Origin of the sequence: Pedobacter endophyticus, assembly GCF_015679185.1 — a bacterium.
Taxonomy (GTDB): Bacteria; Bacteroidota; Bacteroidia; order Sphingobacteriales; family Sphingobacteriaceae; genus Pedobacter; species Pedobacter endophyticus.
Genome location: NZ_CP064939.1, coordinates 842,867 through 865,884 on the forward strand (window position 1 = coordinate 842,867; position 23,018 = coordinate 865,884).

The following is a 23,018-nucleotide window of genomic DNA, read 5'->3' on the forward strand; positions in this document are numbered from 1 at the left end:
TCCTAAGTCTTAAGTCCATAGTCTTACGCCAGCGATTGTCACCCTGAGCGTAGTCGAAGGGCAAACGCTCAGAAAGGCACAAGCTAACATGTTGGTGAAAAACGTCTTTACATGTGTCACGATTTTCACCCTGAGCGTAGTCGAAGGGCAAACACTCAGAAAAGCGCCTAACATGTTGGTGAAAAACGTCTTTACATGCGTCGCGATTGTCACCCTGAGCGTAGTCGAAGGGCAAACGCTCAGAAAGGCTCAAGCTAACATGTTGGTAAAAAACGTCTTTACACGCGTCGCGATTGTCACCCTGAGCGTAGTCGAAGGGCAAACACTCAGAAAAGCGCCTAACATGTTGGTGAAAAACGTCTTTACACGCGTCGCGATTGTCACCCTGAGCGTAGTCGAAAGGCAAACGCTCAGAAAGGCTCAAGCTAACATGTTGGTGAAAAACGTCGTTACACGCGTCGCGATTGTCACCCTGAGCGTAGTCGAAGGGCAAACGCTCAGAAAAGCGCCTAACATGTTGGTGAAAAAGCGTCTTAGCATGCGTCGCGATTGTCACCCTGAGCGTAGTCGAAAGGCAAACGCTCAGAAAGGCTCAAGCTAACATGTTGGTGAAAAACGTCTTTACATGCGTCGCGATTGTCACCCTGAGCGTAGTCGAAGGGCAAACGCTCAGAAAGGCTCAAGCTAACATGTTGGTGAAAAACGTCGTTACACGCGTCGCGATTGTCACCCTGAGCGTAGTCGAAGGGCAAACGCTCAGAAAAGCGCCTAACATGTTGGTGAAAAAGCGTCTTAGCATGCGTCGCGATTGTCACCCTGAGCGTAGTCGAAAGGCAAACACTCAGAAAGACTCATGCTAACATGTTGGTGGAAAACGTCGTTACATCCGTCGCGATTGTCACCCTGAGCGTAGTCGAAGGGCAAACACGCAGAAAAGCGCCTAACATGTTGGTGAAAAAGCGTCTTAGCATGCGACTATAGATTGTAGACTACCGACTGCAGACTTTGGACTGCAGACTATTGACTACAGACTACAGACTAAAAATAAAACTATTGAAATAAAACCCTAATTTCATCCTTTTAAATTAAAACGAAAACCGCTAATGGCATTAAGCAGAATTTGGTCCGCATTTTTTATTGTTGCAATTGTAGTAGCCAGTATAAAATGTTTCTTTTTTGGACAAAGTGATATTTTCAACTGGATGGTTATTGGGAAGGCCGACGATCCGGCGAACCCCTTGAAATTGGATGGCATTATCGAAACCTGCTGGGTTGCTGTAGAACTTTGCCTAAAGCTGATTGGTATTTTGGCTTTATTTATGGGATTGATGAGCATTGCGGAAAAAGCAGGTGGAATCCGCTTATTATCGCGAATTGTTGCACCATTCTTTTCGAAGCTTTTTCCCGATATCCCAAAAGGCCATCCATCAATGGGTCATATGATTATGAACTTTTCTGCAAATTTGCTCGGTTTAGATAACGCGGCAACCCCGTTCGGTTTAAAGGCGATGGAAAGCCTGCAGGAATTGAATGAGAACAAAGCTGTTGCATCCAATGCGCAGATTATGTTTTTGTGCTTACATGCCGCAGGCTTAAGTCTCATTCCTGTTAGTGTAATTGCCATCCGTGCATCGCAAAATGCCTCCAACCCAACCGATGTTTTTATTCCCTGCCTTATTGTAACCTTTGTTGGTACCATGGCGGCCATGTTGATCGTTTCTTTTAAGCAAAAAATTAATCTCTTTCAGCCGGTTGTAATTGGGTGGGTGCTCAGCTTATCTGTTATCATTGCCGCCCTTGTACTTTATTTACATTCGCTAAGTGCCTCGGGCATCCAATCTTTTTCTGGCGTGCTTAGCAACGGATTGATCTTAATGATTTTCCTCATTATCATATTAGGTGCATTATATAAGAAAATCGACGTTTTCGATGCTTTTATCGATGGTGCAAAAGGCGGGTTTAACACGGCCATTAACATTGTTCCTTACCTTGTAGGTATGTTGGTGGCCATTAGCTTACTGCGCACAAGTGGTACTTTTGATGTTGTTATCAACGGAATTAAAAGCGTTTTCGTTTATTTCGGAACCGATACGAGATTTGTAGAGGGCTTACCAACAGCATTGATCAGGCCGTTAAGTGGTGGCGCCGCCAGAGGCATGATGGTAAGCACCATGGAAGCCTACGGGCCGGATTCTTTCGCAAGCAAACTTTCCGGCATATTTCAAGGCGCTTCCGATACTACATTTTATGTTGTCGCCGTTTACTTTGGTTCGGTACAAATAAAAAATACCCGATATGCTATTGGCGCCATGTTGCTGGCCGATTTGGTTGGCGTTTGTACCGCAATTGGAATCTGCTATTTGTTCTTCGGATAGGGATATTCAGAAATACCCTGTTTTTGATCCATGTAGAAATAAAGCAAGTGGATATAAGCAGGTGGTACAGAACCGGGAGCTACCTGGCAACATTAGGTTTAAATACAAATGGCCTCATTACCAAAATCGCTCATAGCATTGGCTGATATAAACCGCCCTGATAATTTGTGCTATTCTGTTTGTTAGCATGATATAAGACAAAAAATCCCTGAGAGAAAATTTTCTCTCAGGGATTTTTTTTATGAGCATTAGGGTAGATGAACCTGGCTTTAAGAAACCTGCGCCGGTAATGAAATTCTGTGGATAATTTCGTCAATAGCATCCGGATCGATCGTTACGTTTTTTGATGCACACCATTTTTCATTTTTGTTATCCAGCCAGATACAAAAAGAATGGTAGCCATCTAAAACCACGGCATAAGTTTCATGAAAGTCATCTTGAATACGCATGCAAAATCCCTTAAAGATCTTGCCTCTAACAATAAATTGCAGGGTTGAATAGTTTTCTAACATGGCTCATTTATATTTTCGGTTAAGTTACAACAACATAGCAATGAGAATGTTTTGTTAATTTAAAGGAATTAACAAATTTTTCTTAAGCCCGCCGAAAATGCTTAACCTATATTTAACATGTTCGAATATCCTCTGGCTATCAGTCGTTTTTTAGCTGGCAAAAATACTTCGCATTGCAGGTTCAAAATTGTTCTTCCTTTCTTTACGATTGAAGTTTCGGCCACAATCTCATCACCTTCCGAAGCCGGCGCAAAGTAATCAATGTAATTGTTAACCGTTGTGTATTTGCTGTTGAGGCCCATAGTAAACACCGTTGCGCCGATCAGGTCGTCGATAATGCCTGCGGTTACGCCACCATGTAAAATTTGGTAGGAATTGGTCATCTCTTTGCGGATGGTATATTGGCAGATTAATACACCGTTTTCGGCGTTAATAAGTACTGGCGCCAACCAGTTCATAAAATTAGATGGCGAGTTGGTAATTACTTTCCCGACAGATTGCCTAAGCACATTTAATCGTTCTTCGCTCAATGATTTTTCCATTAAATAAAGGTATAAAAATGGAATGGTCAAAAATCAAAGAAGTCAGGTTTTTAAAAAACTTGACTTCTTATAAATGTTATTTAGCTGTTTAAGCATCTTCACCATTCCAAACATCATCATCTGCATGCTTAATCTGATCATTATTAGCTGATGGACTTTTAAATTCATCGTGATGATAATGCCGCTCGGGGTTTTCTGGCAACACCTGCTCATGATCTGGAATAGATTTACGCAAATGTTCGGGCTTTTTAACCTCAGGCAAGTCATCATGGATCACTGATGGCTTTAATATTTTCTTTTCGGGGTGCTCATTTTCTTCCATATCAGTCAATTATCAAAATTCAAGCCATAGTTTAAGCAACGCATCAAATCTTTAAAACTATTGTGGATACAGCGCCCGCAAGCTTTAATAGTTTCCAGTTACACCCAGTTCTAAACCCCTAAGTTCGGCCAGGCCTCTTAAACGACCAATTGCTGAATACCCGGGGTTACTTTGCTTCGCCAAATCATCTAACATTTGGTGACCGTGATCTGGCCTGAAAGGAATCGGGATGTCGCGGTTTGCGTTCTCATTTGATATTGCTTTCATAATCTCATACATATTTACGTCGCCCCCCAAATGATCGGCTTCGTAAAAGCTTCCATCTTCATCCTTCGTTACATTGCGTAAGTGCGCAAAATACACCCGCTCTTTTACTACATCAAAAATTTCGAGTGCATTATTCTTCATACCAGCGCCGAGCGATCCGGTGCAAAAACAAACGCCGTTAAATGGTTGGTCAACTTCAGAAATAATGTATTTAAAATCTTCCAAAGTGCTTGCAATCCGCGGTAAACCCAAAATTGGATACGGCGGATCATCTGGATGAATGGTCATTTTTACGCCTTCTTCGGTGCATACATCAGCGATTGAGGAAAGAAAGAATTTTAAATTTTCCTTCAAACCTTGTGTTCCAATGGCTGCATACTCGTTGATGCTGTTTCTTAACGTTTCGAGTTCAATTTCCTTTTCGTTTGGAATTCCCATCAAAACATTAATGCGCAGGTCTACCAAATCCTGTTCGCTCAGTTGGGCATGTTTATCTTTGGCACGTTGTAAAATTGACTGATTGTAGTCGGCGGCTGCATTTTCTCTTTTTAGGATGTATAAATCGAAAATAGCCAGATCGATCCAGTTGAAATAAAGTGCTTTTGAACCATCGGTCATTTCGAGATCGAGCTGCGTACGTGTCCAATCTAAAACCGGCATAAAATTGTAGCAAACAGTTTTAATGCCGCATTGTGCCAGATTTTTTAGTGAAATTCTGTAGTTTTCGAGGTATTTTTCGGCATCTGCCCGGCGGGTTTTTATGGCTTCGTGAACGGGTACGCTTTCTACCACAGACCATGTGAGTCCTGCTGCTTCGATAATATTTTTGCGTTCCTGAATATCTTCAACCGGCCAAATTTCGCCATGCGGAATATGATGTAACGCGGTTACAATTCCAGTGGCTCCGGCCTGTTTAACGTCTTGCAAACTTACCGGATCGTTGGGACCGTACCATCGCCATGTTTGTTCTAATTTCTTATATTTCATATTTTATTTTGGTTAAATGTTTGATCCCGATAGCTATCGGGAGGTTAATTGGCAAAAATAGTCATCCGATGAATATACGCAACACGCCCAGACTCATCGGACGACTCGGAATTTGATAGTCATCCGATGAATATATGCAACACGCCAAGATTCATCGGATGACTAAAGAACTAATTCCCTTAAACTCCCGAAAAGGCGCAAAATCCACCATCAACGGTAATGCTTTCGCCGTTGACAAATTTCGAGGCATCGCTTAATAAATAAACCAGTGCACCAATTAATTCATTCGGCGATCCGAAACGCTTGAACGGTGTTTTATTGATTATGGCCTCGCCTCTCGCCGTCAGCGATTCATCGGGGTTGGTGAGTAAGGCCCGGTTTTGGTTGGTGATAAAAAACCCCGGAACAATGGCGTTCATTCTCACTTTATCGCCATACCTGTTCGCCAGCTCTACAGCCATCCATTTGGTATAACTATCGATCGCGGTTTTAGCCAACGAATAGCCCAACACCCTAGTTACGGCCTGGGTAGCAGAAACGGAAGAAATATTTACAATACTTCCTCCGTTTTTTGCTATTTCTTTACCAAAGATCTGCGTAGGTACAATGGTGCCAAACAAATTTAAATCGAAAGCTTGCTTTAAAGCGGAAATGTTTAAGCTGAAAACATCGCTTCCGGGTTGAACAACGGCTTCGGCAATGTTACCCCCTGCGCCATTTACCAGGGCATCGATTTGACCAAAATTTTTGATAATCTCAGCATGTGCGTCGATCAGGTTTTGCTCGTTCAACACATCGGCAAGAATGTAAATGGCTTCACAGCCAGCACTTTTTGCTTCTTCAACCCTTAATTTAGCGGCGTCCTCATTTCTGCCAATAACTACAATTGTTGCCTTAGCGGCGCACAATCCATTAATAAAAGCCTCGCCTAAAACGCCCGTTGCACCGGTTACGACTACAACTTTGTTTTTTAGCGAAAACAGACTTTCGATTTCTTTTACCATTTGTTTAGATTTTTTATTTGGTTACTCTACCACCAATGTGGCGATGGAATGCGGCAGGCTCGTTGTTGTAGCGGCCTTCCCTTTTATCCATAAACTATATTTTAATTTCTCATCTGACTGATTCATTACAACAACAACAAGTTTACCATCGGTATTTAAAAACGAGGTGGCCTGCAGCATATCGCGGCTCGATGCTGTACCTACTCTTTTTGCACCGGGGCGGATAAACTTAGAAAAGTGGCCCATGTAATAATAAGCATTTGTATAAACAATTTTGTCGTTTTTGGTATCTGCATGTACGGGTGCAAAACAAAAGTTGCCTACGTGGTTCGGCCCGCCTTTTTCATCTAAAAGAATATTCCAATCGGTCCAGGCTGCAGTTCCGGCGTTAAAGTCGTTAATCATCGAATAGCCGTAGCGTTCGCCCAAAGTCCAGTCGTCAAGCTTATTTACATCGTATTTTTCTTTACAGCCTTCGGTAAAAATCAGGGCCTTATCCGGGTAAGCTTCATGCGTTTGCCTCACGTTTCCGAACTGCATTCCACTTCCTGTCCAGGTTTCGTACCAGTGATAACCGATTCCCCAAACGTATTTAGCAGCATCCTTGTCATTTAAGATCGTGCTGGCCCTTTGGAAAATCTGATCGCGGTTATGATCCCAGGCAATTAATTTTTTTGAGGCTAAACCCGATTTTTGCAAAGTTGGACCTAAAAAGTTTTTAATAAAATCGCGTTCTTCTTCGGCGGTATAAATGCACGATTCCCATTTCTGCTTAGCCATTGGTTCGTTTTGAACGGAAAGCCCCCAAATCGGCATACCCATTGCTTCGTAGGTTTTAATAAATTTTACATAATGGTTTGCCCAGCTTTGGCGGTATTCGGGCAATAAATGCCCACCTTGCAGCAGGCTGTTGTTGTCTTTCATCCATGCTGGTGGCGACCACGGGCTTACATACAAAGTTAACTTTCCCCCGGCTGCAGCGGTGGCTTGTTTAATCAACGGAATTTTAAACTGCTCGTCGTGTGCCACGCTAAAAGATTTTAAATCTTTGTCGTTGTCTTGAACATAGGTATAACTTCCGCTTGAGAAATCGCAGCTGGCGATGTTTGTCCGGGCCAAACTGTAGCCAATACCTTTATCTTTGCTGTAATAAGCAGTAAGTAATTCCTGCTGATTTTTCTTCGAAAGTTTGGCGAATGTTTCCGCAGAAGCATCGGTTAAGGCGCCACCAATGCCCACTAAGGTTTGATATTTTACCGTCGGATCGACAAATATACACGGCTCTGTTTCAAAAGGTTGCTTGTTATCAACAAAAGTTAACGTTTCGGTTTTACTAATGCGGTAATCCGATTTTTCCGCCGTGGTATAAACCGTTACGTTCTTATCGGCCACAGTATAAGACTGAACCGTTTTTACTGGCGCTTTTGCGGGTTTTTTAGTTTGTGCAGTTGCCGTTAGGGCGGTTGCCAAAACCAATAGGGTGCTCAAATTTTGTTTCATCATCATTATGTATTTACGTTAAATACCTTTAGGGATATTTTGATTTGTTTTACGGTTCGAATTTCCGAATAAATCCATCATAAAACTCATAAAAACAATCATTATTACGTATATTTTTCCATTGCAAGTAAAAAGCCGGAGCTAACAATTTAGCGTTTAGCTGTGTAAGAGCGGTTTTGTCATGCTGAGGAACAGCCTGTCCCGATTTTTCTATCGTCTGAACACATTTCCTTTCGTAGGTCGTCATTCCCGCGCAGGCGGGAATCTTAATGCAAGGTTCGCAATCTTTGCGCATTAGGATCCCCAGTCAAGCTGAGGATGACGACCGCTCATACAATGTCCGGTACAAACCCAAAGGAAGCACGTTTTTAATCAGGCTTAGGTCAATGATGTCATCTCCTCCTCAAAAGCGCCTCCAAATAATAATAGTCGGCATAATTAATTGGTACATCAACCTCCGAATTTGCCGGCCTATGCCCCGTGCTGTGTTCCAAAATGAAACCATAATTATCGCCTAACTTACTGGTATATTTCGTACTCAACGAATACAAAATCTTATCGGCAGCTGCCTTGTATTTTTTACCGTTGCTACTGTACTTTGCCAGCTCGTACAATGCCGAAGCGGTAATGGCGGCTGCAGAAGCATCTCTGGATACATTCGGGATTTTCGGATCATTGTAATCCCAATATGGAACGCCATCTGCAGGCGTAATCTTATTATTTAAGATGAAACCCGCAATCCCATCAGCTTGAGCCAGGTATGCGTTATTTTTTGTTTCGCGGTAACACATGGTGTAACCGTAAAGCGCCCAGGCCTGACCGCGAGCCCATGCTGATTCATCGGCATAACCCTGAGCCGTATTTTTCTTGCGCACATCTCCGGTTTCCGGGTCGTAATCTACAACATGATACGAACTGAAATCGGGTCGGAAATGGTTTTTTATGGTAGTGTTGGCATGCGAAACGGCTATCTTATAAAACGCGGAATCGCCTGTTAATTTGGTTGCTTCAAACAGCAGCTCGAGGTTCATCATATTATCGATGATTACAGGAAACTGCCACTTATCGCCATTGTGATCCCACGACCGGATTACACCGGCGGTTTTGTTAAAACGGGTAGATAAAGATTTTGCAGCCTGAACAATAACTCCGCGGTAAGCGGTATCGCTTGTCAAACGATAGCCATTACCGAACGGGCAGTAGATCATAAAGCCCAAATCGTGTGTTCCCTTATTGTATTGTTCTTTTTTAATGTCTTCGGTATATTTTTTGGCCAGATCGCGCCACTTTTTATCTTTAGTATACTGATAAAAATACCACAGCTCGGCCGGAAAAAAACCGCTGGTCCAATCTTTAGAACCGACCATTTTAAACTGGCCTTTTTCTACCGTTCTGGGCGATACCTGTTTTGGATTGGCCAGCCGGGCAGAATCTACGTTCTTAATCAAAACTTCGGTTTGCTTGGCCGCGGCAGAGATAGCCTTTTTAACATCCACTTTTTGGGCCTTTACTACACTGATAGACAAGGCACTTATTATTGTTATCTTAATTTTTAAATTCATATCAAAACCAGATTATGGGATTACGGATTGGCAGGTTTCTGATCACCTCTTCTACCTGCGGTTGATGATCTAATTTAGCCCATGTGCTGTACCAGTTCTTTTGATCGAACTGAACGGCACCGAATAATAAAAATGGCTGTGCAACGGGCCAGTTGTTCCAGTACATTACATCGGGCTGCAATGTCCACTTGCTTTTATCGGCCACAAAGGGATAAAGGTAGGCAATGCCCTTTTTTATCGATTTTCCGTCTGGCGTTTCGAAAGTCCAAAGGTTATCTTGTGGCGTTGATAAGATCTGGCAAAGCATCGTCATGGCATCAAGGTTAAAGATTGAATAGCCGTAAGGTTTGGTTCTTGCGGTTTCTAAGGGAAAACTGCCATCTGTACCCATTTGATTGGGCAACAAAATAGTTTTGTACCTGTTTCGCAAAGAATCGAGCATCTTTTCGTCGCCACAAAGCCTGGCAAACGATGCTGCTTGCATGGCCCAGCAGGTGGCATGATTATTTTTCACCGTTTTTTCCTGAATGCCGGGCTTTGAGGTGTTTAGCCACAAAGTATAATCGGCAAACCACTGCTTTACGCCTGCTAATGTGTTTTTATCGAAAGTTTTAGCACGCTGCATCACGAGCGCACCCTGAGCCACCTCCATTAAGTGAATGGTGTCCATGATGCCGTAATTGCGCCCGGTAAACTTTCCTTTCACGGCCTGTGCAAACAGCAAATTGGGGTTCATTAAAGTTTTGGCATTGATAAACCAGGCCCTGAAATGTTTTACCGCCTGCAAAACGTACTTTTCGTCGCCGGTAAGCTTATATGCCGACGCGAGCGCCCCGATTACTTTGCTGAAACGAATCATTGCTTTGCGGTGCTCCACAAAATTATCCGGGTTGGTTAAACCATCTCGGTTGATGTATGGCCCATCGGGGGTTTTCGGATCGGGCCAAAAGTAATCGGCTTCTGAAAAGAAATCGTGTTTTCTTCCGGCGCTTCTTGGCGAAGAAGATGCGGTAACGGTAATGGGTTCTTGTTTCATTGCCCAGGCCGCTTCGGTTAAAATCTGCTTTTTTAACAACTTTTCTGCATCTTTCTGCATAGTGACGGGTGCAAACGGTTTTCCCGCCGAGAACGCGGTAACGCCCAGATACAAGCCCATCAGAACCAAAATAAAAATTAGTTTTCTCATCGCTATAATTCTAAAAATACTGTTTTTAATCCCTCAGATGCAACCGATACTACACTTTGTCCTTTGTTTAAATGCACCTTTATAATGGCTCTGCCGTTGTAGCTCTGCACTTTTCTCGATCCCGACGATGTGCCTTGATTATCAATTAATTTACCATCACCAGTTAAACCAAAACTTATCCAGTTTATGGCATCCAAACACTGCACGCCATTAGCATCAAACAGTTTTGCTTCTACGGTGGCGATGTCTGCTTGCTGATCGATTTTTGTTAAAGTCATTTTTACAGGTTTTGTCCATTTGGCGGTTTGATAGGTGAACTGAATTTCGTCGCTAACCGTTTCTTTCCCTTTTTTAGCAATCACCTTAACGATGTTTGCGCCTTTTACAAATGGAAGATTCCAACGCAGACCGGCAGCGGGGTAATCTTGACTGTTTCTTTTCTTTGTACCAAAGCTCTTTCCATTGAGAAAAATCTCAGCTTCGGTACAGTTCGAATACACTTTAACCATTTTTTCTTCTCCTTCATCGCCCCATCGCACCCGCCACGTGTGTCCATAAATATGAGCCATCGGCTTTTCCGTCCAGTAAGATTGAAACACGAAATAGGCTTCTTTCTTTGTAAAATCTCTTTCTATAACGCCTTTCTGGTTCATGTACGGCACGGGGTTATCCGGTCGAACAGGTGTAGAAAAATCCTTGAATGGCCAATACGCAGTTCCGCTGAGCCAGGGCATGTTTTCCTGCTCCTTTAAATGCCAGTCGATCAGGTTTGTAATGTAAGACTCACTCCAGTCGCCATCTTTCGAAATTCTGGCCGCACCACCATACAGCGAGGCGTCTCCTGCCCTTTCATCGGCGCTGCCGCCTGTTTTAATCTTACTTAAGGCCTTATCGGGGTTTTCTGAATGCCGCATAGCGTGACTGTCGCCGCCCCATTCTACATGCAAAAACCGCTTTACCTTTGCAAACTCGTCTTCAGTGGCTTTTTTATAATCAGTATAGGCGCCGCGGTACCAGCCTGCCCAAATGGATGGCGAATATACGTCGACAATGTCTGCACAAAAATCGCATCGCCTGATGGCAGTGTAGCGACTGGCATCTAACTGATGGGAAAGATCGTTGAGTTCTTTCATAAAGGCCTTGATTTTTTGCTTGTCAAACTCCGGGAAATCGCCTGGCCAATCGTTTTCGTTGCCCATTCCCCAAATGATAATGGAGGGATGGTTATAATGTTGTTCAACCATATTAGTAAGCATCCGGCGGGCCTGCTCTTTGTAAACATCGCCGCCAAGGCCGCCTCTGCACCAGGGAATTTCTTCCCAAACCAAAATGCCAAGGCTATCGCAAAGGTTCAACACCATTCGCGATTGTTGGTAATGACCTAGACGGATGAAGTTTACGCCCATTTCTTTCATCATTTTCATTTCAGTGCGAACCAAATCATCGGTCATCGCGGCAGCAACGCCTGCATGGTCTTCGTGCCGATGCGTTCCCCGCAGCAACAAGCGCTTACCGTTTAAGTTGAATGGCCCTTTCTCTACAAACTCGATGTTTCTAAAGCCGAACTTCTCTTCGCCCTTATAATTTCCTGCCGCAGCGCTGATTTCATATTGCAAAATGTATTGCAAAGGGCTTTCTGTTGACCATAATTGGGGTTTCTTAATTTCGGTGCTCCAAAGGTCGACGTCGCCAGAAAGATTGCTCAATTTCTTTGTGGTTTTGAGGACCAATTTCCCTTTCGGGTCGAAGATCTTGAACTGAACATCGGCATCATTCACTTTATCGGGATTATAAAAACGTCCTTTTATAGAGAGCTTACCGATTTTACCAAGTTGATCAACTTCTGCCTTAATAAAGGTTTGATCGAGCGAAAGCGCTGGGTTATAAATTAAGTTCAAATGCCTGTAGATGCCTCCATAAAGGTTAAAGTCAGACAAATCGGACGGGATCATTTCGAGATCCCTCGAATTATCGGTACGGATAGAAATGGGCACTTTACCTTTGAACTGCTTTTTAAAAGCTTCAGTCTTTTTAAATTCTGCCACGGCATCGGTAATATCAGCTTTCCATTCGTCGTAACCGCCAACATGAGTAGCTACCTTCATGGTGTAAACGTAAACATCGGTTTTTTGCCCTGCGCCTTCGAAATGCAAAATGGTTCGACCTTGTTTGTAAGGATTATCTATCGCTAATTGGGTTCGGTACCAGGCGGGGCCCTGATAGTAATTCACATCCGGATCTACAGCGTCTTCGGCGTTAACACAATGTGGTAGGTTTACCTTGCTCCAAAGTGGCACCGATTCGGGATTGCCCAAACCCACAGGCCGAACGGCTTCCCAGATACCGCCCAAATCTTGCTTCAAAAACTCCCAGTCCTGACTTAAACGGGCACTTTTCTGTGCGAATACTAATTGACTGGAAAACAGTGCAATTATGATAAATAGATATTTAGTTCTTTTAAACATTTGGTTAGTACACTTTTCTTAGTTGTATTGCATTTAAAACAGGCTTCCCTTCAATTGCCGTGAAGTCGATGGCGATGCCTTTTCCATTTTGTACGGTAATGCGGGTCTTCTTTTCTACCGCTGTGGTATAACCAAAATCGGCTGCGAGGTTTACGTTTTCCATAAAGGAAGAACCATTTATGGCAATGCTGAAAATCCGCTTCTCTTCTACTTCTTTTTTGTGGTTGTTATCGAGGTTGTAAGCCAATGCTTCTTTGGTTTCGCCGCCAACGAGCTCGGCAAAATGCATGGTAAGTTCGTATTCGCCGTTGGGAACATCGAATTTAAACTGCTTTATGCCCACTTGCTGTGTCTGATAAATGGGATCGTGATCCGTACCTAAAATGTTTTTATCGCTTCCATAGGTGATGCGATTGTTCGTGCCTTTGTAGGGTTCGCCGCCAATCCAACCCCATGCGCCCTTTCGGTAGGGCTGATCGGGCATCCACAAAGTATGTTCTTTTTCGTTGATATAAAACCGTTTGGCTCCCAAAAGCACATTCATATTTGTAAAAGGAATCTGCGAATCGGCAAAGGTAAAGGGCTGCAACTGGAAATTGATGTCTGCCTGATCGTTAAGTTCGCCAGAAACTACGCTTAACTGATTTTTGCCGTTTGCAAAAGGCACCTGCCAGGTGATAATGTGGTCTACAGCTTCTTTTGTACCGAGGCTTTTTCCGTTTAAAAACAGTTCGGCCAATTTTTGATTGGTGGCCACTTGAACGGGCTGCGTGCTAACCAGAAGACCTGAATCTGCTACACTGGTTCTGTCGTTCCATTGTGCCGAAGTGATTTTTAGATAGGGCTTTTTTAAAAGATAGGCTTGGTAAAGGAAATAAGTATCTTTCGGTTGGCGCCCGATGGTCAATAAACCTTTGTTGTTGATGTGCGGCATGGTTTCTTCGCGGGTTTCGGAGTTGAAATCGGCAAGGTTCCAGGCCATTCCGCCCGCTACAAATGGCCGGCTGAGCATGGCATTTAGGTACACCTGATGAAACTGAATGGCATATTCGATACTTTTATCGAAGCGGATTGGCGAAAACGACCGGATGCGTGGATCGGCATCTGCTCCGTATTCGGTTACCATAAACGGCGTATTGGGCAATTCTTTGTGATGACGATCTAAAAATTTGGCAAAATCTGCCGGAACGCCAGAATACCAGCCCGAATACAGATTCCAGCCAACAATCATTGGTATTTTGGTTAAGCCAACTTTGTTGTAAAGATCCCACGAACCGTGATTAACCAGTAAAGTATAACGCGATGGATCTAATTTTCCGGTCAATGAATCGAGCTTTTGTGCCAGTTCCCGAACATGATCGAAGTAGATCTGCTGGCGGGGCTTATCGTTGGAGAATTTCAGCCGCAGCAGGATTTCGTTCATATAGGCCCAAATAATCACGCTTGGATGATTGAAGTTTTGCCTGATCATTTCGGTCTGCATGTTCAAACAATTGTTGGTAAAGGCCTGGCTTTCTGTAATGGTGTTTACTACCGGAATTTCAACCGAAGCGAGGATGCCCAAACGGTCGCAGGTTTCCAAAATCAATGGGTCTTGTGGATAATGGGCTACCCGCAAATAATTGCCGCCCATGGCCTTGAGCAGCTCAATATCTTTAACCTGCAGTGCATCGGGTGTGGCATTGCCTAAGTTTTCATAATCCTGATGGCGACTGGCCCCCATTAATTTTACTGGCTTATCGTTCAAGAAAAAGCCTTTATCGGCATCGAATTTAAACCAGCGAAAGCCCAGCGGATTGGAAACCTGATCAATTACAGCTTTGGTTTTGGCGTCGATGATTTTCGTTATTACACGATACAGATAGGGACTTTCCGGCGACCACAATTCAGGGTTTTTAACAGATTTAATGTCTTGATTAATTGATGCTCCGTTGCCTTTATTTAAAGTTAGTGCAGAGGTTTGGGTGGCTACACTTTGCCCGTTTGTATTATAAATGGTGGTAACAATGTGTACTTTTTTGCTTTGCGCCGATGTGTTTTCGATAACGCTGTTGATTTTTACGTTTGCGCTTGCCGCCGATACTTGTGGCGTGGTGATGAACACCCCAGCGCTTCCCTGCTCGCTTTGCGAAAAATGAACGGGATTGGTTATCAGCAGGCTAACATTGCGATACATTCCCCCGAAAAAAGTAAAATCGGCTGTTAATGGCGGTATATCTTCGTTGAAGCGGTTGTTTGCACGCACCTCAATTTCATCATCTTTGTAATTAAGAAATTCAGTTATTGGAACGATAAAACGGGTGTAACTGCCAATGTGCTTGGCGGCGGATTTACCGTTTACGAGCACTTCTGTTTCTTGCGCAACGCCATTAAAAACGAGGAAGATATTTTTGTTTTTCGCGTCGTCGCTTAGCTTAAGTTTACGCTTGTAAATACCTAAACCGCGGTAGTAACCTGGCGTGTCGTCCAACACATCTTTATCATTCCACGTGTGGGGAATGGATACTTTTTCAACGGGGCCATTTTCTTTTTGAAAAGTCCATTGATCGTTTAAACTGATCGTTTTTCGACCGGCATCCTGGGCATAACTGGCTACTGTCGCAAGTGCGATGGTAACCAGCAATAAAAGTGATTTCGCTTTTAACATTTATTTAATTTTAATCTCTTAATGTCATTTCTGTACAAATTGCAGTCGTAATGTGCCTTTCCTTTTCTCTTTCATTGAGAGGCACAGCCTGACCCGACTTCTCGAGGAGACACTCTCATTTCGTTAATCAGATTGCTTTGGCTCGCACGAATCCGGCCTCGCTATAAAGTAGTCCCTTTGGGGCAATGACGATTCGGCGAAAAACCCGTCATCCCAAATCCTTCGTTTCGCTTTCTTTTCGCACAAAACTCTCCAACGGCACCACCACCTTCGTCATTCCCGCGCAGGCGGTCCCGTACGTACGGGAGTAATGCCTGTAACTTCCTACCTTGCATTAAGATCCCTACCGATAGCTATCGGTACAAGCTACCAATGACAGAAATTAGAAAGATCGTCATTGCGAGGCACGAAGCAATCTCATTTCGCAAATCAGATTGCTTTGGCTCGCACGAACCCGGCCTCGCAATGACGATTCGGCGAAAAACCTGTCATCCCAAATCCTTCGTTTCGCTTTCCTTTAGCACAAAACTCTCCAACCACACCGCTACCTTCGTCATTCCCGCGCAGGCGGTCCCGTACGTACGGGAGTAATGCCTATAACTTCCCCCCTTGTATTAAGATCCCCTACCGATAGCTATCGGTACAAGCTGAGGATGACGACCGTTCATGGTTGGCGTTTATGCGCTACGCCCTTTCCGTTTCGCTTTCCTTTCGCACAAAACTCTCCAACGGCACTACCACCTCCGTCATTCCCGCGCAGGCGGGAATCGTATGCTTATATCTTCCCCCCCTTGCATTAAGATCCCCAGTCGAGCTGAGGATGACGACCGTTCATGGTTGGCGTTTATGCGCTACGCCCTTTCCGTTTCGCTTTCCTTTCGCACAAAACTCTCCGACGGCACCGCCACCTTCGTCATTCCCGCGCAGGCGGTCCCGTACGTACGGGAGTAATGCCTGTAACTTCCCCCCTCGCGGTAAGATCCCCTACCGATTGCTATCGGTACAAGCTACCAATGACAGAAATTAGAAAGATCGTCATTGCGAGGCACGAAGCAATCTCATTTCGCAAATCAGATTGCTTCAGCTCACACAAACCCGGCCTCGCTATAAAGTAGCCCCTTTGGGGCAATGACGATTCGGCGAAAAACCTGTCATCCCAAATCCTTCGTTTCGCTTTCCTTTAGCACAAAACTCTCTAACGGCACCGCCACCTTCGTCATTCCCAGGCAGGCGGTCCCGTACGTACGGGAGTAATGCCTGTAACTTCCTACCTTGCATTAAGATCCCCAGTCGAGCTGAGGATGACGACCGTTCATGGTTGGCGCCTGCATTGCCAGTACAAAAGCCACTAACTTTTAAAGGGTCAGGCTGAAATCCTTCTCCAGTTTAATATTATTCGAAGCTGTTCCAATCATCAATTTGAAATCGCCTGCTTCGGCTCCCCATTGCAGTTTCTGGTTGTAAAACGACAGTTTCTCTTTGTCTATCGTAAAGTTTATCGTTCTGCTCTCACCCGCTTTCAACATCACCTTTTGAAAGTCTTTAAGCTCTTTCACCGGGCGGGCAACCGACGCAAACTTGTCTTGCAGATACAACTGAACTACTTCTTCGCCATCATATTTTCCTGTATTTTTAAGTGTAAAACTCACCTCAATTTTATCATTCATTCCCATTTGCGTTTTATTTAACGTTAGGTTTGAGTAATCGAAAGTGGTGTAGCTCAAGCCGTAACCGAATGCGAACTTCGGGCTGTTCGGCATATCTAAATAAGCCGAGCGGTAGCGGGTATCTTTATCGTTTTTAGCAGGGCGGCCTGTGCTTAAGTAATTGTAATAAATCGGAATCTGCCCTTCATCCCTCGGAAAAGTCATTGGCAATTTGCCACTTGGGTTGTAATCGCCGAACAGCACATTAGCCATCGCGTTTCCGGCTTCGCTTCCCAACCACCAGGTGTACATAATGGCGGGAACGTTGTCGGCTGTCCAATTGAAAATAAGCGGACGGCCCGCCATTACCAACACCACAACGGGCTTTCCGGTGGCTTGTACGGCCTTAATCAGATCTTCCTGAACGCCTGGAATGCGAATGTGCGCCCGGCTTTTGGCCTCACCGCTCATATCTAAAGTTTCGCCAACGGCCATTACAATTACATCGGCCTGTTTGGCCACCTGCACCGCTTCGGCAAAACCTGTTTTCGAAGAATCTGCAATTTCGCAACCTTTTGCATAAAGCAACTCGGTGTTGTTGCCAAGCTTATTTTTTAATCCCTGATATAACGAAACGAGCTGATCATTTTCCCAGGCAATAGACCAGAAACCCTGCATATCTTTTTCAGACTTGCCCAACGGACCGATAACGGCAATCTTCTTCAGGCTTTTTGATAAAGGCAAGAGCTGTTTTTCGTTTTTAAGAAGCACAATACTTTTTTCGGCCATTGATAAAGCAGCCTTTCTATTTTCTGTTGAGTTTAACTCTTTTTCCTGGCGGGCCTCGTTGCTAAAACGGTATGGATCATCGAACAAACCCAATTCGAATTTTTTGCGCAAGATTCTGCGAACGGCATCATCAATTAACGCCACGGAAACTTTTTTCTCGGCTACGAGTTTGGCAAGGTTCGGCAGATAACTTCTGCTTTCCATGTCCATGTCGCTCCCGGCGTTTATGGCAAGTTCTGCGGCCTGTTTCTTATCTTTTGCAAAGCCATGATCTACCATTTCGCCGATCGAGCCCCAATCGCTTACTACAAAGCCTGTGTATTTCCACTTACCTTTTAAAATATCACGTTGTAAATAGGCGTTTCCCGTTGCAGGAATTCCGTTCAAGGTGTTAAAGGAGTTCATAAATGTAGCCGCTCCTGCATCAAGTGCGGCTTTAAATGGCGGCAAATAGGTTTCCCAAAGGGTATGCTCGCTCATATCAACAGCATTGTAATCTCGCCCTGCAATTGCAGCGCCATAAGCGGCGAAGTGTTTTGCGCAGGCCATAATGGCGTCGAGATTACCCAAACCAGCACCTTGAAAACCTTTTACGCGGGCGAACGCAATCTTCGATCCGAGGTAAGTATCTTCTCCGGCGCCTTCCATTACCCTTCCCCAACGCGGATCGCGGGCAATATCAACCATCGGAGCGAATGTCCAATGTACGCCTGAAGCGGCTGTTTCTCTCGCTGCAACCCTCGCCCCGTTTTCCATCGCTGCCAAATCCCAACTTGCGGCCTCGGCCAAGGGAATTGGGAACGTCACGCGGTAGCCGTGGATAACATCTAAACCAAAAAGCAAGGGAATCTTCATTCTCGATTGCATAGCCACTTCTTGTACTTCGCGGGTTTCTTTGGCGCCACGAACATTGAGCATCGAGCCTAGTTTACCATCTCTGATATCTTTTAGTTTGTTCGGATTATTGGTTATCGGCCCCGTGGCATCCCGATCTCCTGTGTATTGGTTAAGCTGACCGATTTTTTCATCAAGCGTCATCAGTTTTAACACCGAATCCACTTTTCTTTCGATCTTTTTGTTTTGCGCCAAAGCAGCCGAGAAAGGCAAGGTTAATATAAAGGCTAAAGGAATATATCTTTTCATATTTTTTTCTATTTAATACCGTCTAAAATCCCCTGGTAAGCAGGTTTGCGTTGATATTGGGCATCAAACGGCAACGGCCAATCGGGGCGATTGTAGTTAGACGGAATCCAGCTGTCGGCATCGGTTACATTCCATTGGGTTATGCCAAATTGTTGTGCTTTTGGAATGGAATTATAGGCTTTTACGATGGCTTTGTATTTTGCGGCCTGCTGATCGGCCAACGCAGTTGTGTAGGTAGCTCCGGCTGTATTATCGGGGTTTAGGGCAATATCAATTTCAGAAATATGGATTTTCAAACCTGTTGCTGCAGCGGTTGTAATTGCCGTCGCCAGATTGGCATCGGTTTGGGTAACCCTGGTGTGCATTTGCAGCCCGATTCCATCAATCGGAATGCCCTTGCTTTTTAAACTGTTTACCAGATTTAAAATCGCTGTGCGTTTGGTGGGGCCAAATTCATGTCCATAATCGTTATAAAAAAGCAGCGCATTCGGATCGGCCTCGTGTGCGTACTGAAAAGCCCTGCCGATATAATCTGCCCCGAGTTTTTGCACCCAAATGCTGTTTCTGATTGTTCCGTCGTCGGCAATGGCTTCGTTAACTACGTCCCAAGAGGCTACCTTGCCCTTAAAGTGGCCGACTACGGTTTGAATGTGGGTTTTTAAGAGGTTTTCCCATTCGGCTGTTGTGCCCTGAAAATTGTTTACCCAATCTGGCAACGATTTGTACCAGTTTAAAGTATGGCCGTGAACACGCATGCCGTTGGCGTTGGCGAAATCAATCAGGTAATCTGCATCGCTCCAGGTGTAAGTATCTTTGCTGGGGTGAAGCGATGCAAATTTCATGGCATTTTCTGCCGTTACGCTGTTAAATTCTTTTATTGTGAGGTTCCGATAATTAGTGTTCGACTTGAGTAAGCTTACATTTAACGCAGCACCCATTGGAAATGGCATGGCGCTTTTTAATGTAACTTCTTCGGTTTTGGTTGGCGTTACCGTGCCGGGATCGATGCTTGTACTTTTGTATTTGGCACAAGAGATGCTCAAAAGGGAAATAGATAGTAATAAACCTGAAGCGAGACTAATTTTCGTTGATGTTTTCATTTTTTTCCTGCGTTTTTGTTTCTCATTTTTTTGTCTTTGATACTATCTCCTATTGTTAAATCTTGTCCGAGCCTGAAACTTCCACTGACGTTTTTATGCGTCTCGTTGTTGTATAAGGCGCTACATGAACGGTCGTCATTCCCAATTTAATTGGGAATCCTAAAGCGAAAGGAAAAGCCTTAGCTTAGCTTTAAGATTCCCGCCTGCGTGCCAGTCCGTTCAGGCGGGCGCGGGAAAGACGGAAAGAATAATAAACGTCATTCCAAATTGTTTTTATCTAATAAATTAAAACTACCATTGATGTTATTTTGCAAAACACTGAGAAGCAGCGCTACAGGCTAACCACCCCTCCCAAAGGGATGCCTTTGGCACAACCCCTCCTAAATTAGGAGGGGAGTAGCAACTGCACAAACATTTGGTTCTGCAAAAGCTTCAGATTAGCACTGTCCAAGTCCTCCCGATTTCTTCGGGAGGCAAGTGCCAAAGGCATCCCGTTGGGAGGGCGGTTCCTTTTTACGTCATTCCATACTCATCTTATTTGTATTTAACCTGCATTTGATCGTAAAAATCTTTGAGCACATAAAAGGCCTTTTTCTTTTTACCGGTTTCGCTGATCAAACCTTTACGGTTCCAGAAATTCTGGTAAATGGGATGTTGTCTCCTTGGCGATCTAAAATCGGCCAAAATCCAGGGCGTCATTCCGCGTAAGGCACCAATTTTACTTAACATGGTGATTTGATTTTTGTATAAGGCCTCCTGATATTCCTCGCTCCAGCGGGTATTTTCATCGGCATGGAAGCCACCCAAAGCGTCGCCACCGAATTCAGTAATTACAACCGGCTTTTTGTACTTAATATCGAAGTTGTATTTAGTAATTTCTGATGGGTTTCCGCCCCAGTACCAGCCTGCATATTCGTTAAAGCTTACCAAATCGATTTTTTCGCCCAAAGGATCATTCAAAATAATGTTATTCCCTTCGCGGTGAACCTCCAAAGCGGCAGCAACCAAACGCGTATCGTCTAGCATTCGTGCGGTTTCGGCAAGGTTGGTCATAAAACTCAAACGTGGGCTGCTCAGCGGCGTTTCGTTGCCAATCGACCAAACAATAACACTTGCCCGGTTTTTATCGCGAACAATTAAATCGGTAAGCTGTTGTTTGGCATTGGCGTAAGTTGCAGGATTGGTCCAGCTAATGGTCCAGTAAACCGGCACCTCGGCCCAAACCAAAAGACCCATTTCATCGGCCAAACGAATCATTTCTTCGTTATGCGGGTAGTGCGCCAGGCGAACATAATTACAGTTCATATCTTTTGCCCATTGCAACATCATGCGCATATCGCCTTCTGAGCGTAAACGACCTGCCAACAAAGGGTTTTCATCATGAATAGAAATGCCACGTAAAAAAACCGATTTACCGTTTAGCAAAATGCTGTCGCCATCAACCTGAATGGTTCTGAAACCGATCTTATCGTTAATGTCTTCTTTATCTGTTTTGATGTTTACGGCATACAATTTCGGGCTTTCGGGCGACCAGAAGCTGAGGTTGTTCCAAGTGAAATCGTCGGCAATTTTTCCTTCGGAATCAGTTTTGTATTTCTTTTCCAACTTTAACTCCGGAATAGAGAGGGTTACATCTTGATTGGCGGTAGCATCGCTCAATTTTAGGGTAAAGCTTAGCAGATTGTTGTTTCCCTTTACCAATTGCAGTTTATAATCGCTGATAAAATGATCTGGAAATTCGGCCAGATACACATCGCGGGTGATGCCGCCATAGTTCCACCAATCGGTGTTTACGGTTGGAATTTCATCTTGCTTGCGGATGTTATCAACCTTTAGTACGATTGAGTTTTCTCCGGCTTTGAGGTTCCCGGTCACATCAAATTGAAACGGGGTGAAACCGCCTTTGTGTACGCCCAGTTTTTTACCGTTTAAGTAAACGTGCGCCTCGTAATTTACGGCACCAAAGTAAACGTAGTATTTCTTTCCCTTTTCGGGTTTTGCATCAAATTTCCGGCGCAGCCAGATATTTCCTTCGTAAAGCTCGAGTCTTTCCGATTGAGAATTCCAGTCGCCGGGAACGTTCATTTGTGGGGAGTGATCGAAATCGTACTCAATCAATTCCGACTTGTCTTTCTGCACTTTATCGTCGAAATAACCCCCGGTTCCCGTCTTCGATTGATCGAACGGGTCGTGCCTATAATCGTAATAACCATTTTCATACGGATCGATGATGTAGTTCCACTTTCCGTTTAAACTTTGGATTTTACGGCCCTGAATGTTTTGTATAGCAGCGACCTGTGCATAACTAGCTGAAGTAAGAAGCGATAAGCAAATTAAAAGTAGGCTATAGGATGATTTAAGCATAATGTATTTTTTAATATGTAATTAATTGATCGTTTTCAAAACTAACAATTAATTAAGTGTCTCGAAAGTTAATCAGAGCGCTGAATTATTTTGGTTTCACAAACTGTTAGTAAGCCGCTACGCGAACTAAAGCTAAATAACAACGTCAATGGCAAAACTATAATGAAAGCTTCCTGCTATCGGCAACGAGGTTTCATAACTACTATGAAAGCTTCCCGCTACCGGCAGCGAGGTTTCATAACTACTATGAAAGCTTCCCGCTACCGGCAGCGAGGTTTCATAACTACTATGAAAGCTTCCCGCTATCGGCAGCGAGGTTTCATAACTACTATGAAAGCGTCCCGCTACCGGCAGCGAGGTAGCGAAGTTGTTTAAGCCTCTCCCTGTTTGCGTTACAGCTTTATCTCTGTTGTACTATCCCTCCCAATAAAGAATCGGGACAAGTTATCCTTGAAGAGAGGGAACAAAGGCTCTTGCTTTTAACCCAAACTTTAACAGGGTGAAGTTTTAAACTCCTTGTCATTCTGAGCATAGCGAAGAATCTGTTTACTACTGCCACAGAACTCTGCCTGCCCGCACACGCTCACTTTTGGGCTTGTCTGTGAAC

General features: G+C 44.2%; 15 protein-coding genes. 2 read left to right on the top strand and 13 right to left on the bottom strand.

Annotation, left to right across the window (positions count from 1 at the left end; translation table 11 throughout):
• Window positions 1-88: 88 nt before the first annotated feature.
• Together IZT61_RS03395 and IZT61_RS03400 are read left to right on the top strand one after the other, a co-directional pair.
• Window positions 89-601: a hypothetical protein gene (locus tag IZT61_RS03395; RefSeq protein ID WP_196099792.1), complete on the top strand. Its 513-nt coding sequence runs from the start codon at window positions 89-91 to the stop codon at window positions 599-601.
• A 502-nt stretch (window positions 602-1,103) separates the two neighbouring features.
• Complete coding sequence (locus tag IZT61_RS03400) at window positions 1,104-2,375, top strand: nucleoside recognition domain-containing protein (protein WP_196099793.1); 1,272 nt, start codon at window positions 1,104-1,106, stop codon at window positions 2,373-2,375.
• Between the two features lie 269 nt (window positions 2,376-2,644).
• On the opposite strand, the gene IZT61_RS03405 is transcribed toward IZT61_RS03400, so the two are convergent.
• From IZT61_RS03405 to IZT61_RS03465, 13 genes are all read right to left on the bottom strand, one after another.
• Complete coding sequence (locus tag IZT61_RS03405) at window positions 2,645-2,887, bottom strand: hypothetical protein (RefSeq protein ID WP_196099794.1); 243 nt, start codon at window positions 2,885-2,887, stop codon at window positions 2,645-2,647.
• A 101-nt stretch (window positions 2,888-2,988) separates the two neighbouring features.
• The gene (locus IZT61_RS03410; protein ID WP_196099795.1) at window positions 2,989-3,429 is read right to left on the bottom strand and encodes a PaaI family thioesterase; all 441 of its coding nucleotides are present in this window, start codon (window positions 3,427-3,429) and stop codon (window positions 2,989-2,991) included.
• Window positions 3,430-3,517: 88 nt separating this feature from the next.
• Complete coding sequence (locus tag IZT61_RS03415; protein ID WP_196099796.1) at window positions 3,518-3,751, bottom strand: hypothetical protein; 234 nt, start codon at window positions 3,749-3,751, stop codon at window positions 3,518-3,520.
• Between the two features lie 84 nt (window positions 3,752-3,835).
• Window positions 3,836-5,005: a mannonate dehydratase gene (uxuA, locus tag IZT61_RS03420; protein ID WP_196099797.1), complete on the bottom strand. Its 1,170-nt coding sequence runs from the start codon at window positions 5,003-5,005 to the stop codon at window positions 3,836-3,838.
• Between the two features lie 179 nt (window positions 5,006-5,184).
• A complete protein-coding gene (locus tag IZT61_RS03425; protein WP_196099798.1) occupies window positions 5,185-6,009 on the bottom strand; it encodes an SDR family oxidoreductase in 825 nt (274 codons plus the stop codon).
• A 21-nt stretch (window positions 6,010-6,030) separates the two neighbouring features.
• Window positions 6,031-7,515: a glycoside hydrolase family 30 protein gene (locus IZT61_RS03430; protein WP_317193178.1), complete on the bottom strand. Its 1,485-nt coding sequence runs from the start codon at window positions 7,513-7,515 to the stop codon at window positions 6,031-6,033.
• Window positions 7,516-7,901: 386 nt separating this feature from the next.
• Window positions 7,902-9,071, bottom strand: a complete 1,170-nt coding sequence (locus tag IZT61_RS03435) for a glycoside hydrolase family 88 protein (protein ID WP_196099799.1) — start codon at window positions 9,069-9,071, stop codon at window positions 7,902-7,904.
• Between the two features lies 1 nt (window position 9,072).
• Window positions 9,073-10,257 carry an alginate lyase family protein gene (locus IZT61_RS03440; protein WP_196099800.1) on the bottom strand — a complete coding sequence of 395 codons (1,185 nt, stop codon included), beginning with the start codon at window positions 10,255-10,257 and terminating at the stop codon, window positions 9,073-9,075.
• Between the two features lie 2 nt (window positions 10,258-10,259).
• Window positions 10,260-12,722, bottom strand: a complete 2,463-nt coding sequence (locus tag IZT61_RS03445) for a glycoside hydrolase family 2 TIM barrel-domain containing protein (protein ID WP_196099801.1) — start codon at window positions 12,720-12,722, stop codon at window positions 10,260-10,262.
• Window positions 12,723-12,726: 4 nt separating this feature from the next.
• Window positions 12,727-15,369, bottom strand: coding sequence for a glycoside hydrolase family 2 TIM barrel-domain containing protein (locus IZT61_RS03450; protein ID WP_196099802.1), 2,643 nt, complete (start codon window positions 15,367-15,369; stop codon window positions 12,727-12,729).
• Between the two features lie 1,355 nt (window positions 15,370-16,724).
• On the bottom strand, window positions 16,725-18,947 hold the full coding sequence (locus IZT61_RS03455) for a glycoside hydrolase family 3 N-terminal domain-containing protein (protein WP_196099803.1): 2,223 nt from the start codon (window positions 18,945-18,947) through the stop codon (window positions 16,725-16,727).
• A gap of 8 nt (window positions 18,948-18,955) precedes the next feature.
• Window positions 18,956-20,047, bottom strand: coding sequence for an endo-1,4-beta-xylanase (locus IZT61_RS03460; protein WP_196099804.1), 1,092 nt, complete (start codon window positions 20,045-20,047; stop codon window positions 18,956-18,958).
• Between the two features lie 534 nt (window positions 20,048-20,581).
• Window positions 20,582-22,411 (bottom strand): glycoside hydrolase family 2 protein, encoded by a 1,830-nt coding sequence (locus IZT61_RS03465; protein WP_196099805.1) that lies wholly within the window; start codon window positions 22,409-22,411, stop codon window positions 20,582-20,584.
• Between the last annotated feature and the right edge of the window lie 607 nt (window positions 22,412-23,018).

Bases quoted from the DNA above. Each gene is read 5' to 3' on its own strand.
- uxuA (WP_196099797.1), bottom strand. From the start codon at position 5,005: ATGAAATATAAGAAATTAGAACAAACATGGCGATGGTACGGTCCCAAC.
- IZT61_RS03410 (WP_196099795.1), bottom strand. From the start codon at position 3,429: ATGGAAAAATCATTGAGCGAAGAACGATTAAATGTGCTTAGGCAATCT.
- IZT61_RS03415 (WP_196099796.1), bottom strand. From the start codon at position 3,751: ATGGAAGAAAATGAGCACCCCGAAAAGAAAATATTAAAGCCATCAGTG.
- IZT61_RS03425 (WP_196099798.1), bottom strand. From the start codon at position 6,009: ATGGTAAAAGAAATCGAAAGTCTGTTTTCGCTAAAAAACAAAGTTGTA.
- IZT61_RS03400 (WP_196099793.1), top strand. From the start codon at position 1,104: ATGGCATTAAGCAGAATTTGGTCCGCATTTTTTATTGTTGCAATTGTA.
- IZT61_RS03395 (WP_196099792.1), top strand. From the start codon at position 89: ATGTTGGTGAAAAACGTCTTTACATGTGTCACGATTTTCACCCTGAGC.
- IZT61_RS03450 (WP_196099802.1), bottom strand. From the start codon at position 15,369: ATGTTAAAAGCGAAATCACTTTTATTGCTGGTTACCATCGCACTTGCG.
- IZT61_RS03440 (WP_196099800.1), bottom strand. From the start codon at position 10,257: ATGAGAAAACTAATTTTTATTTTGGTTCTGATGGGCTTGTATCTGGGC.
- IZT61_RS03405 (WP_196099794.1), bottom strand. From the start codon at position 2,887: ATGTTAGAAAACTATTCAACCCTGCAATTTATTGTTAGAGGCAAGATC.
- IZT61_RS03455 (WP_196099803.1), bottom strand. From the start codon at position 18,947: ATGAAAAGATATATTCCTTTAGCCTTTATATTAACCTTGCCTTTCTCG.
- IZT61_RS03465 (WP_196099805.1), bottom strand. From the start codon at position 22,411: ATGCTTAAATCATCCTATAGCCTACTTTTAATTTGCTTATCGCTTCTT.
- IZT61_RS03445 (WP_196099801.1), bottom strand. From the start codon at position 12,722: ATGTTTAAAAGAACTAAATATCTATTTATCATAATTGCACTGTTTTCC.
- IZT61_RS03430 (WP_317193178.1), bottom strand. From the start codon at position 7,515: ATGATGATGAAACAAAATTTGAGCACCCTATTGGTTTTGGCAACCGCC.
- IZT61_RS03460 (WP_196099804.1), bottom strand. From the start codon at position 20,047: ATGAAAACATCAACGAAAATTAGTCTCGCTTCAGGTTTATTACTATCT.
- IZT61_RS03435 (WP_196099799.1), bottom strand. From the start codon at position 9,071: ATGAATTTAAAAATTAAGATAACAATAATAAGTGCCTTGTCTATCAGT.